The 12,389-nt window shown below is 61.6% G+C and carries 12 protein-coding genes; 6 read left to right on the forward strand and 6 right to left on the reverse strand.

The features are described from left to right. The first annotated feature begins 7 nt into the window (after positions 1-7). The 4 genes from C5F70_RS24055 to C5F70_RS24070 are packed head-to-tail and all read left to right on the forward strand — an operon-like array spanning position 8 to position 3,504. Entirely contained in the window at positions 8-1,156 is a 1,149-nt protein-coding gene (locus C5F70_RS24055) for an ABC transporter permease (protein ID WP_104904175.1), read from the forward strand. Further along, on the forward strand, positions 1,153-1,956 hold the full coding sequence (locus C5F70_RS24060; protein WP_017849042.1) for an ABC transporter ATP-binding protein: 804 nt from the start codon (positions 1,153-1,155) through the stop codon (positions 1,954-1,956). The genes C5F70_RS24055 and C5F70_RS24060 overlap by 4 nt, the downstream gene beginning before the upstream one ends. Position 1,957: 1 nt before the next feature. Next, a complete protein-coding gene (locus C5F70_RS24065; RefSeq protein WP_046381529.1) occupies positions 1,958-2,896 on the forward strand; it encodes an MlaD family protein in 939 nt (312 codons plus the stop codon). Further along, on the forward strand, positions 2,893-3,504 hold the full coding sequence (locus C5F70_RS24070; protein ID WP_104904176.1) for an ABC-type transport auxiliary lipoprotein family protein: 612 nt from the start codon (positions 2,893-2,895) through the stop codon (positions 3,502-3,504). Before C5F70_RS24065 ends, C5F70_RS24070 begins: the two co-directional genes overlap by 4 nt. 103 nt (positions 3,505-3,607) lie before the next feature. Here the strand turns inward: C5F70_RS24070 and C5F70_RS24075 are convergent, their stop codons facing one another. The 5 genes from C5F70_RS24075 to C5F70_RS24095 all read right to left on the reverse strand — a co-directional run bounded on the left by C5F70_RS24075 (position 3,608) and on the right by C5F70_RS24095 (position 8,007). Next, complete coding sequence (locus tag C5F70_RS24075; RefSeq protein ID WP_104904177.1) at positions 3,608-4,837, reverse strand: nucleoside recognition domain-containing protein; 1,230 nt, start codon at positions 4,835-4,837, stop codon at positions 3,608-3,610. Between the two features lie 95 nt (positions 4,838-4,932). Beyond that, entirely contained in the window at positions 4,933-6,264 is a 1,332-nt protein-coding gene (gene gltP / locus C5F70_RS24080; RefSeq protein ID WP_017849038.1) for a glutamate/aspartate:proton symporter GltP, read from the reverse strand. A 729-nt stretch (positions 6,265-6,993) separates the two neighbouring features. Beyond that, on the reverse strand, positions 6,994-7,461 hold the full coding sequence (locus C5F70_RS24085; protein ID WP_046381532.1) for an inhibitor of vertebrate lysozyme family protein: 468 nt from the start codon (positions 7,459-7,461) through the stop codon (positions 6,994-6,996). A 2-nt stretch (positions 7,462-7,463) separates the two neighbouring features. Then, on the reverse strand, positions 7,464-7,628 hold the full coding sequence (locus C5F70_RS24090) for a DUF1328 domain-containing protein (protein ID WP_003170804.1): 165 nt from the start codon (positions 7,626-7,628) through the stop codon (positions 7,464-7,466). A 79-nt stretch (positions 7,629-7,707) separates the two neighbouring features. Further along, positions 7,708-8,007 carry a hypothetical protein gene (locus C5F70_RS24095; protein ID WP_017849036.1) on the reverse strand — a complete coding sequence of 100 codons (300 nt, stop codon included), beginning with the start codon at positions 8,005-8,007 and terminating at the stop codon, positions 7,708-7,710. Positions 8,008-8,383: 376 nt separating this feature from the next. Here C5F70_RS24095 and algB point away from each other — a divergent pair, with 376 nt between their 5' ends. Next, positions 8,384-9,730, forward strand: a complete 1,347-nt coding sequence (gene algB / locus C5F70_RS24100; protein ID WP_017849035.1) for a sigma-54-dependent response regulator transcription factor AlgB — start codon at positions 8,384-8,386, stop codon at positions 9,728-9,730. A gap of 10 nt (positions 9,731-9,740) precedes the next feature. Continuing rightward, positions 9,741-11,528: a KinB sensor domain-containing domain gene (locus C5F70_RS24105; RefSeq protein ID WP_104904178.1), complete on the forward strand. Its 1,788-nt coding sequence runs from the start codon at positions 9,741-9,743 to the stop codon at positions 11,526-11,528. Positions 11,529-11,531: 3 nt separating this feature from the next. On the opposite strand, the gene C5F70_RS24110 is transcribed toward C5F70_RS24105, so the two are convergent. After that, complete coding sequence (locus C5F70_RS24110) at positions 11,532-12,308, reverse strand: N-acetylmuramoyl-L-alanine amidase (RefSeq protein WP_017849033.1); 777 nt, start codon at positions 12,306-12,308, stop codon at positions 11,532-11,534. Between the last annotated feature and the right edge of the window lie 81 nt (positions 12,309-12,389).

Raw genomic sequence — 12,389 nt, forward strand, 5'->3', positions numbered from 1 at the left:
GGAGCTTATGACCACTCGTACCTCGGCCGGCACAGCCCACCTCGATACGTCCACCGCCCCCCCGTTACTCAGGATTACGGGGGACTGGACGCTTGCCCACTACACAAACCTGAAGAAACTGTCGGACAAACTCGACGGCCAATACGACGCCGGCGCCCGCATCGACCTCAATGGCCTCGGTGCCCTCGACACAGCCGGCGCCTCACTGCTGGTGGAGCTGCTGGGCCCGGACCGCATCGAGCAATCCGCCGAGCAGACCGATTGCAGCCTGTCCGCCGCCGACCGCGCGCTGCTCAAGACTGTCTACCGCTCCCTGAACGATTTTTGCGTACCGGAAAAAGCGCCGGAAGAATCCGCCGGCATCCAGTTGCTGGCGCGCATCGGTGCCGCGGTGGACACAGTGTGGCTGGACAGCAAGCAACTGCTGGGCTTTATCGGCCTGATCCTGGAAACCTTCGCCCGCAGCATTTTCCGGCCCAAGCGCTGGCGCGTGACGCCGATGGTTGCGCATATCGAACAGACCGGCCTCGACGCCGCGCCCATCGTCGCCTTGCTGACGTTTCTGGTGGGCGCCGTGGTGGCATTCCTTGGCGCCACGGTACTCAAGAGCTTTGGCGCGACGATTTTCACCGTGGACCTGGTGGCGTTCTCCTTCCTACGGGAATTCGGCGTCTTGCTCACCGCGATCCTGATCGCCGGCCGCACCGCCAGTGCCTTTACCGCACAGATCGGCTCGATGAAGGCCAACGAAGAAATCGACGCGATCCGCACCCTGGGCCTGGACCCGATGGAGTTGCTGGTATTGCCCCGGGTACTGGCACTGCTGGTGTCGCTGCCGATGCTGACGTTCCTGGCGATGCTCTCGGGGATTGTCGGCGGCGGGGTGGTGTGTGCGCTGACCCTGGATATTTCGCCGGCGATGTTCCTCTCGCTGCTGCAGTCGGACATTGGCGTGAAGCATTTCCTGGTGGGCATGGTGAAAGCGCCGTTCTTCGCCTTCCTGATCGCCGCCATCGGTTGCCTGGAAGGCTTCAAGGTCAGCGGCAGCGCCGAGTCGGTCGGCGCCCATACCACCTCCAGCGTGGTGCAATCGATTTTTGTGGTGATCGTGCTGGATGCGGTCGCCGCGCTGTTCTTCATGGAGATGAGCTGGTGAGTCGCCGACCCCGAGCGCCCAGCGAGGCGGTGATCGAAGTCCGTGGGCTGTGCAATCGCTTTGGCAGCCAGAGCGTGCATGAAAACCTCGACCTGGATCTGTACAAGGGCGAAATCCTCGCCGTGGTCGGCGGTTCCGGCAGCGGCAAGTCGGTGCTGTTGCGCAGCATCGTCGGCCTGCGCCGGCCCAGCGCAGGCGAGGTACGGGTATTCGGCAAGGACTTGTCGAACCTGCCGGAGCATGAGCGCTCCCTGGTGGAACGACGCTTTGGCGTACTGTTCCAGAAGGGCGCGCTGTTTTCCTCGCTGACGGTGACCGAGAACGTCGCGCTGCCGCTGATCGAACACGCCGGCCTGAGCCGCGCCGACGCCGAGCACCTGGCTGCGGTCAAACTGGCCCTGGCCGGGTTGCCGTTGTCGGCGGCCGACAAATACCCGGCGTCGCTGTCCGGCGGCATGATCAAGCGTGCAGCCCTGGCCCGCGCCCTGGCGCTGGACCCGGACATCCTGTTCCTCGACGAACCCACCGCCGGGCTCGACCCGATCGGCGCCGCGCAATTCGACCAACTGATCCTGACCCTGCGCGATGCGCTGGGCCTGAGTGTGTTCCTGGTCACCCATGACCTGGACACGCTGTACACCATCACCGACCGCGTGGCGGTGCTGGCGCAGAAGAAAGTGCTGGTGGCCGATGCCATCGATGTCGTCTCGGAAACCGACGACGCCTGGATTCACGAATATTTCCACGGCCCCCGGGGCCGCGCGGCATTGGATGCCGCTCAACCGCTCAACGAGGTATGACATGGAAACCCGAGCCCATCATGTGATGATCGGTCTGTTCAGCGTGATTGTGGTGGTCGGCGCGATGCTGTTCGGCCTGTGGCTGGCCAAGTCCAGCGTCGACACCGCGTTCCAGGATTACGAAGTGATTTTCAACGAGGCGGTCAGCGGCCTGTCCCAGGGCAGCTCGGTGCAGTACAGCGGGATCAAGGTGGGCGATGTCATCAGCCTGCGCCTGGACCCCAAAGACCCGCGCCGCGTGCTCGCGCGCATCCGCCTCTCCGGGCAGACGCCGATCAAGGAAGACACCCAGGCCAAACTGGCGCTGACCGGCATCACCGGCACATCGATCATCCAGCTCAGCGGTGGCACACCGCAAAGCCCGAAACTCAAGGGCAAGGACGGCAACCTGCCGGAGATCATTGCCTCGCCATCGCCAATCGCGCGGTTGCTGACCAACAGCAACGACCTGATGACCAGCATCAACCTGCTGCTGCACAACGCCAACGAAATGTTCTCCGCGCAGAATGTCGAGCGCATCAGCAACACCCTGGACCACCTGGAACAAACCACCGGCGCGATTGCCGAGCAGCGCGGTGATATCAAGGTGGTGATGCAGCAACTGATGCAGGTCAGCAAGCAGGCCGGTGCCGCCCTGGAGCAGACCACTGCGCTGATGCGCAATGCCAACGGCCTGCTCAACGATCAAGGCAAGCAGGTCTTCGGCAGCGCCGAACAAGCGATGAAATCCCTTGAGCAAAGCACCGCGACCATCAATACCTTGCTGACCGATAACAAGGACTCGGTGAACAGCGGCATGCAGGGCCTCAACGAACTGGCGCCGGCCGTGCGCGAACTGCGCGAAACCCTCGGTTCGCTGCGCGCCATCTCCCGCCGCCTGGAAGCCAACCCCAGCGGTTACCTGCTGGGCAGCGACAAGAACAAGGAGTTCACGCCATGAAGCGTGCTTACCAACTGATCGCCCCCGTGGCCCTGGCGCTGGTCAGCGCGTGCTCGATCCTGCCCAAGCCCGATCCGTCCGACGTCTATCGCCTGGCCTCGGCCCCGGCGACCACCCAAGCGGCGCCGGTAGCCTGGTCGCTGCGCGTGACCAAGCCGCAGACCAGCGAGTTCCTCGACAGCCCGCGCATTGCCGTGGTGCCCCAGGGTGATCTGATCAGCAGCTACGCCAACTCACGCTGGAGCGACCCGGCGCCGGTACTGCTGCGTAACCGCTTCATGGATGGCTTCCAGCGCGATGGCCGGGTGACACTGCTGAGCAGCGACGAGACCAACCTGCAGGCCGACTACGAGTTGGGCGGGCAATTGCAGGCGTTCCAGAGCGAATACCGCGGCAACGCGGTGGAAGTGGTGATCCGCCTGGATGCGCGGCTGGTGCGCGGCAGCGATCAGCGGATCATTGCCAGCCGCCGGTTTGAAGTGCGCCAGCCGGTCAGCGACAACAAAGTGCCGGCGGTGGTGGCCGGGTTTGGGCTGGCGGGGGATCAGTTGAACAAGCAGGTGGTGGATTGGGTGGTGGCGCAGGGCAACACTGCACCGAAGCGCTGAGGGCCTTATCGGGAGCAAGCTCCCTCCCACAGTTGACCGCGTTTCGTCAGGATGAATACGGTTGAATGTGGGAGGGAGCTTGCTCCCGATAGCTATCCAAGCCTTAACCGAAAAACCAGTAGCACACCGCAATCGCCGCCACCACACCGGCAAACTCCGCCAGCAATGCACAACCCACCGCATGCCTTGCCCGCTGGATGCCCACCGAGCCGAAATACACCGCCAACACATAGAAGGTGGTCTCGGTACTGCCCTGAAGCGTCGCCGCCACCAACGCCGGGAAGCTGTCGACGCCCTGGGTCTGCATGGTCTCGATCAACATCGCCCGTGCGGCACTGCCGGAGAACGGCTTGACCATCGCGGTCGGCAGCGCGTCGACGAAGCGCGTGTCCAGGCCAGTCCAGGCCACCACATGACGAATGCCTTCCAGGCCAAAGTCCAGCGCGCCGGACGCACGCAACACGCCCACCGCGCAAAGCATCGCCACCAGGTATGGCAGCAGGTTCTTGGCGACGTCGAAGCCCTCTTTGGCCCCGTCGACAAACGCCTCGTACACCTTCACCTTGCGCAACGCGCCGACCAGCAGGAACAGCATGATCAGGCCAAACAGCGTCAGGTTGCCGAGGATCGACGACAGCCCGGCCAGCGCCGTGGCGGACAAGGTCGCCAGCAATGCCATGAAGCCGCCCAGCAACAGTGCGCCCGGGATCAAATAGGCCAGCACCACCGGGTCCCACAGCCGCAGGCGCTGCATCACCGCCACCGAGAGCAAGCCCGTCAGGGTCGACGCGCTGGTGGCCAGCAGGATCGGCAGGAACACCAGCGTCGGGTCGGCCGCGCCTTGCTGGGCGCGGTACATGAAGATGGTCACCGGCAACAGCGTCAGCGAGGACGCGTTGAGCACCAGGAACAGAATCTGCGCGTTACTCGCGGTATTGGGGATCGGGTTGAGTTCCTGCAACGCCTTCATGGCTTTCAGGCCGATGGGCGTGGCGGCGTTGTCCAGGCCCAGGCCGTTGGCGGCGAAGTTAAGGGTGATCAAGCCGATGGCCGGGTGGCCGGCCGGCACTTCCGGCATCAGCCGGCGGAACAGGGGGCCCAGGGCCTTGGCCAACCAATTGACGATCCCGGCTTTTTCGGCGATGCGCAAAAAACCCAGCCATAACGTCAGGGTGCCGAACAGCAACACCATGACCTCCACCGACAATTTGGCCATGGCGAAAATGCTTTCCACCATCGCCGCAAAAATCCCGGCGTTACCGCCCACCAGCCATTGCGCCAGTGCTGACACCATTGCCACGACAAAGAAGCCAAGCCACAGGCCATTGAGCATCAGTTGAATCCCCCGAAAGATGGGGCGAATGATAGCGGGGCTGGCAGAAACGACAAACCCCGGATTTCCCGGGGTTTGTTCGCATCAGGCTGGCCTCAGCCGCGGCTGGTCTCGCCGACCGGCAGCACTTGCTTGGTGCGCCAGTGCGGCAGGGAGTTCCAGTAGCGCTCGCCCTTGGCATCGTCGTACATGCCTTCCCAACGAGAGATGACCAGTACCGCCAGGGCGTTGCCGATCACGTTGAGCGCGGTACGCGCCATGTCCATGACGCGGTCGACACCGGCAATGAACGCCAGGCCTTCCAACGGAATGCCCACGCTGCCCAGCGTCGCCAGCAACACCACGAAGGACACACCCGGCACACCGGCGATGCCCTTGGAGGTGACCATCAGCGTCAACACCAGCATCAGTTGCTGGCCGACCGACAAATCAATGCCATACAGCTGCGCGATAAAGATCGCCGCGATGCTCTGGTACAGGGTCGAACCATCGAGGTTGAACGAATAACCGGTCGGCACCACGAAGCTGCAGATCGCCTTCGGCGCGCCGTAGGCTTCCATCTTCTCGATCACACGCGGCAGCACGGTTTCCGAACTGGCGGTGGAGTAGGCCAGCACCAGCTCATCCTTGAAGATACGCATCAGCTTGATCACCGAGAAGCCGAACAGGCGTGCGATCAGGCCCAGGACCACAAAGGCGAAGAACAGGATGGCGACGTAAACCAGAATCACCAGCTTGGCCAGTGGCAGCAGGGAAGCGAAGCCGAAGTTGGCGACGGTCACCGCGATCAGCGCGAACACACCGATAGGCGCGTACTTCATGATCATGTGGGTGACTTTGAACATGCTCTCGGACACGCCCTGGAACATCGTCACCAACGGTTCGCGCAGCTCAGGCTTGAGGCTCGACAGGCCCAGGCCGAACAGCACGGAGAAGAAGATGATCGGCAGCATCTCGCCACGCGCGACGGCGGCAAAGATGTTCGACGGGATCAGGTTGAGGATGGTCTGGACGAACGCATGCTCATGCTGCACTTCCGCCGCAGTCGCCTGGTACTTGGAGATGTCCACGGTACCCAGCGTACTCATGTCGATGCCCGCACCGGGGTGGAACACGTTGGCCAGCAACAGGCCGACCACGATGGCGATGGTGGTGACGATTTCGAAGTAAAGGATGGTTTTGACACCGATGCGCCCGAGCTTTTTCGCGTCACCGACACCGGCAATGCCGACGATCAGCGAAGAAATCACAATCGGGATCACGATCATCTTGATCAGGCGGATAAAGATATCGCCCGCTGGCTGCAGCACATTACTGATCCACCAGGCCTTTTCAGCACTGAAATGGTTGAGCACGGCACCGATTGCGATACCCAGCACCAAACCGATGAGGATCTGCCAGGCGAGGCTTAGCTTTGCCTTCTTCATGTCATTACCCTTACTTCAAGTGAACTTAAGGCAAATGCGCCAGCTGCAACGCCCGGAAGCGAAAAAGTGTGTGCATCTGCCTCCGTAGAAGGTCACCGCCGCATGGCCGAAATGGCTTACTGGCAGGCGAAAAAAGGCGCAACTATTCCCATGCAAGGAGGCGACGTCTAATGCCGTAAACGCCTACCCTATGCCGAATCGGCATGGCTTTTTTTAAGAATAACTGTCCGAACGGTCAGTTCAAATGCGACATTTTGCCCGGTGAATATGCCGTGAACCGGTCAAATCAGGCTCGCTCAGAGATTCAGGACAACCTGGGAGCGTTGGCAAAAATGCCCGTGCTTTCAGCGGTACATTGACTGAAATGTCCTATGGCGCGGGCAAAATTTTCTCGATAGATGGTCGCCCCGACATACCCAGTAATGATTGGGCTCGGGCGAAAAGAAGACTCTCGGCTATGAGCGGCATAAGAGGCGGGGATGAACGTCATAAGCGCGCCGCAAGTCCAGCAAGCTCGAGAGCGTGTGGACTTGCGGCGCAGCTTTTCACCTGACCCGGCCCTTGCGCAGGCACTCCCTGTCCCCGTAGGTCGCGCCGATCGCGAAGGATCAGAGCAACCCGGCCCCCTGGTCATGCATCACCCTTGGCGAGCGATGCAAACAGAAAGAAGCGCACAGGCTTCTTTCTATGGACGCCGGTCCCGTAGACGACAAATGCATCAGACGGAACCTAGTACCAATTCGGATCTTTCTTAAGCTGCTCCATCAGCAGCTTTTGCATGCCTGCGTCCGGCTTACCGATAAACCGGTAATCGGCGTGCCGGGTCGGGGATTTGTCCGCCGGCAGGCCGGCCGGGACTTCCACCAACATGGCGTAGGCATCTTCCTTGTCGTAACTGAAGGCGACGATCAGGCGCTTGTTTCGGCAGGTGTCTGCGGTTTCGCAGAGCGGCCCGACCAAGTACTTGTCGCCACCTTCTTCGACGGCATTCATTTGCTCGGCGGCGCCGGACAGGTTCATGACCCATTCCGGCAGGCGCTCTTCTTTCTTCACCACGCTTTGCCAGGTTTCACGGTACTGCGGGTCCGCGCCGAGCAATTCGTTGGCGCGGCTCTGGCCGTCGTGAGCGGCCATCGCCAAGCCGCTGCCGCCCAGGAGCAGGACGGCAGCCATGGTTTTGAGGGACAAACGGGTCATATTCAGCCTCGGCCGCGACGACCAAAGAAGAACGAAGCGATGAACATCACCAGGAAGACCACAAACAGGATCTTGGCGATACCCGTGGCGGTGCCCGCGATACCACCGAAGCCCAGGACTGCAGCCACAATGGCGATGATCAGAAATGTGATTGCCCAACTCAACATGGTGATTCTCCTTACGCTTTTATAGGGGGTGACAGCGGTACTGCCGTGCAATCGCTCAACTCAAGCGACCTTTTATTGCCTAGAACACCCAACGTTCCTGGGATGGCAGTTCATTCAGGGCAGACGCCTGGTCAACCATCCGCAGTTGGGGAACGGTTACATCGGCAGAAACGCTGCCAACGGAACGGCTATCAATGGAACGAAAGTGGGTCTGGGTCATCGCCGGACGTTCGAAATGCGGGGTTTGCTGCTGACTCTGCTGCCAATGCTGCAGCTGCTGGCCGCCAATCAACGTGACCATCAAGGCCAGGCTGGCGAACAGGCCTTGTTGCAAGCGCAGTGGCGATACATGCAGTGAGCTGAGGCTTGGGCGAGTCATGCTGCTTTCTCCCGCATTTTGATTATTCGTTAGGAGAGCTATTGCAGAGCGCATGCCAGTTTTTTTACAAAATAATATTCAACTAAATCAATCAGTTAGATATATGCGACCGGAGCAAAGCCCAGCATCCTGCACGATGGCCGCCTGGGCGCCGTGCGAAATGCACGATCGCCAGCGGTCGGATCGACGGATAGAAAACCCATCGCGCGTTGCCGAAGTGGCAAGAAGGCATGAAAACGCCATTGGGCGCAGGCTTTGTAGGAATGCAGGCAGATAGCTGCACGACGTTGCGCTTTATCGATCAGAATGAACCATGCAACTTGCCCGATTATTCCGGGACTAAACACCATCATTCATATTAAGGAGCGCGGGACAGATGGAATCAGCCAAGGAACTTCAAGGCCGCATTCTTTTGGTGGACGACGAATCCGCAATCCTTCGTACCTTCCGTTATTGCCTGGAAGATGAGGGCTACACCGTAGCCACCGCCAACAGCGCCGCCCAGGCCGATGCCTTGATGCAACGCCAGGTGTTCGACCTGTGCTTCCTCGACCTGCGCCTGGGCGAGGACAACGGCCTGGATGTGTTGGCGCAGATGCGTATCCAGGCGCCGTGGATGCGCGTGGTGATTGTGACCGCGCATTCCGCCGTCGACACCGCCGTGGATGCCATCCAGGCCGGCGCGGCTGATTATCTGGTCAAACCGTGCAGCCCCGACCAACTGCGCCTGGCCACCGCCAAACAGCTGGAAGTGCGCCAGCTCTCCGCGCGCCTGGAAGCACTGGAAGGCGAAGTGCGCCAACCGAAAGACGGTCTCGACTCCCACAGCCCGGCGATGATGGCGGTGCTGGAAACTGCGCGCCAAGTGGCCGGGACTGACGCCAACATCCTCATCCTCGGCGAGTCCGGCACCGGTAAAGGCGAGCTGGCGCGGGCCATTCATGGCTGGAGCAAGCGCTCGAAGAAATCCTGCGTCACCATCAACTGCCCGTCGCTGACGGCGGAGCTGATGGAAAGCGAACTGTTCGGCCATAGCCGCGGTGCCTTTACCGGCGCCAGCGAAAGCACCTTGGGCCGGGTCAACCAGGCGGATGGCGGCACGCTGTTTCTCGACGAGATCGGCGATTTTCCCCTCACTCTGCAACCCAAGTTGCTGCGTTTTATCCAGGACAAGGAATACGAGCGCGTGGGCGACCCGGTCACCCGGCGCGCCGATGTACGCATCCTCGCGGCCACCAACCTGAATCTCGAAGACATGGTGCGCGACGGCCGCTTCCGCGAAGACTTGCTGTACCGCCTCAACGTCATCACCTTGCACCTGCCGCCGTTGCGCGAACGCAGCGAAGACATCCTGGCCTTGGCCGACCGCTTCCTCGCCCGCTTCGTCAAGGAATACGCGCGACCGGCGCGGGGCTTCAGCGATGAGGCACGCGAAGCGCTGCTCAACTACCGCTGGCCGGGCAATATCCGCGAGCTGCGCAACGTGGTGGAGCGCGCGAGCATTATCTGCCCGCAGGAAAAAGTCGAAATCAGCCACCTCGGGATGGCCGAACAGCCGACCAACAATGCCCCCCGTATCGGTGCAGCGTTGAGCCTGGACGAGCTGGAAAAAGCGCATATCGGCGCGGTACTTGCCACCAGCGACACCCTGGATCAGGCGGCCCGCACCCTGGGCATCGACGCGTCGACGCTGTACCGCAAACGCAAACAGTACAACCTGTGAGCGGCACCCTATGAAGTTAGCGATGACATTGCGCACTCGGTTATTCCTGAGTATCTCAGCGCTGATCACCGTCGCCCTGCTGGGGTTGATCCTGGGCCTGGTCAGCGTGATGCAGATGGCCAAGACCCAGGAGTCGTCGATCCGCAGCAACTTCATCACCCTCGACCTGGGACTCAAACTGCGCCAGAGCCTGGGCGATCAGTTGATGATGATGCTCGAACAGCGCCCCAATCCCGAGGCGCTGCAAGCGTCCGAACAGCGTTACTTCGAGCTGCTCGACCAAGGCATTGCGCATGAACAGCGCGACGGGCACAGCAGCGGTTTCAGCCGGGCCCGGGCCGACTATCAGCGCTTCCTGGCGGCTTTTGACGAGTCTCAACAAGCGTCCCCACCGCCCGGCAGCAAAGAGAAAATCACCGAAACCTTCAATGTCCTGCGCAACGGCCTGATCGCCGAGCACAAGCAGGCCTTGGAAAACATCAGCGCCAGCGAACATAAATCCCGCGAGCGCGCCTTGTTGATCGCCGGGCTGCTGGGGTTAGTTGGCCTCGCGGTGTTGATCATCGGTTTTGTTACCGCCCATGGCATCGCCCGACGGTTTGGCGGGCCGATCGAAGCACTGGCCAAGGCCGCCGACAAGATCGGGCAAGGCGATTTCGAAGTGACCCTGCCCATTTCTTCGGCAGCGGAAATGAACCAACTGACCCGACGCTTCGGCATCATGGCCGAAGCCTTGCGCCAGCATCAGGCAACCAATATCGATGAGTTGCTCGCCGGCCAGCAGCGCCTGCAGGCGGTACTCGACAGTATCGACGATGGCCTGTTGATGATTGACCGGCAAGGCCGCCTGGAACACCTCAACCCAGTGGCACAGCGCCAGTTGGGCTGGGACGAGGAACGTCTCGGCCAGGGCCTGGGCGAGGCGCTGGGTCGCCCGGAAATGGACGATCAGCTGCAACTGGTGTTGCGCGGCGGCAGCCTGGAGCGCGCGCCGGACGACCTGGAAGTGGAAGTCGAGGGCGAACTGCGCCTGCTGACCTACAGCCTGACGCCGGTGAGCCACACCCAGGGGCATATCCTCGGTGCCGTGATGGTGCTGCATGACGTCACCGAACAGCGCGCCTTTGAACGGGTACGCAGCGAGTTCGTGTTGCGCGCCTCCCACGAATTGCGCACGCCGGTGACCGGCATGCACATGGCCTTCGGCTTGTTCCGCGAACGCGCGAAGTTTCCCGCGGAGTCCCGTGAAGCGGACCTGCTGGATACGGTCAATGAAGAAATGCAGCGCCTGATGCAGTTGATCAATGACCTGCTCAACTTTTCGCGCTACCAGAACGGCATGCAAAAACTCACCCTGGCCCCGTGCGATGTCACCGACCTGCTGGAGCATGCACGGGCGCGCTTTGCCGAGCCGGCGAATGCACAACACATCGAACTGCTGGTAGAAGCCCAGCCCGACCTGCCTCGGCTGTATGCCGACCAGGCGCAACTGGAACGCGTGCTCGACAACCTGTTGGGCAACGCCCTGCGCCATACCGCCGAGGGCGGGCAGATCCGTCTGCAGGCACGACGCCATGGCGAGCGGGTGATCATCAGCGTCGAGGACAACGGCGAAGGTATCGCCTATGGTCAACAAGGGCGCATCTTCGAACCCTTCGTGCAGGTGGGCCGCAAGAAAGGCGGCGCCGGCCTGGGGCTGGCGCTGTGCAAGGAGATCGTGCAACTGCACGGCGGCCGCATGGGCGTGTATTCGCGGCCGGGGCAGGGCACGCAGTTCTACATGGCGTTGCCGCTGTAGCAATTAACGCCGGTCGAGGGCACGCAGGATCGCGGCACTCTCGGCATCCGGCGTGCCATCGAACAGCGCAGGGCGGAAGTGCATCTGGAACGCGGCGAGCACATGGCGCGTGGCGACGTCCAGCTCACCGGTCTGCGGCGTCTGGTAGCCCAGGTGCGCCAACGCTTCCTGGAACCAAGTGATGCTCGGCAGGTCCGTGGCGTACTGCGCCTGGAAGCGTGCCACTGCCTGCGCGTCGGGCCAGACGCCCAAGCCTTTCTCGGCCAGGCGCTTCCATGGGAACAACGGCCCCGGGTCCAGCTTGCGCAGCGGCGCGATATCGCTGTGACCGATGATATTTCGGGGATCAATGCCGTTGCGCGTGCTGATGTCCTTGAGCAACACCTCCAGGGATTTCACCTGCGCTTCGGAATACGGGTACCACACGCGGCCCGTCGGCGTGTCGCGGAACCCCGGGTTGACGATCTCGATCCCGATGGAGCTGGAGTTCAGCCAGGTGCGGCCCATCCACTCGCTTTCCCCGGCATGCCAGGCGCGCTGGCTTTCATCCACCAGCTTGTAGATGGTGCCCGAAGCGTCGTCGCCGATCAGGTAATGGCTGCTGACCTGACCATGGGTCAGCAGCGCCAGAGAGCGTTCGAGGTTGGTCGAGGTGTAATGGACGACCACGAACTGCACGCGGTTGTCATGGTTGACCGAAGGGTGGCTGGTATCCAGGCGCGGGCCGCTGGCGCAGCCGCTGAGCAGGAGGAACACAAAGGCGAAGTACACGGATTTCATGGCGGATAACGTTACGCTGAAGACGATAATGCAACAGTGTAACGTACCGTTTGTGGCCCGAACGTCAAATTACAAAATGGA

The organism is Pseudomonas sp. LH1G9 (assembly GCF_002949975.1).
GTDB lineage: Bacteria > Pseudomonadota > Gammaproteobacteria > Pseudomonadales > Pseudomonadaceae > Aquipseudomonas > Aquipseudomonas veronii.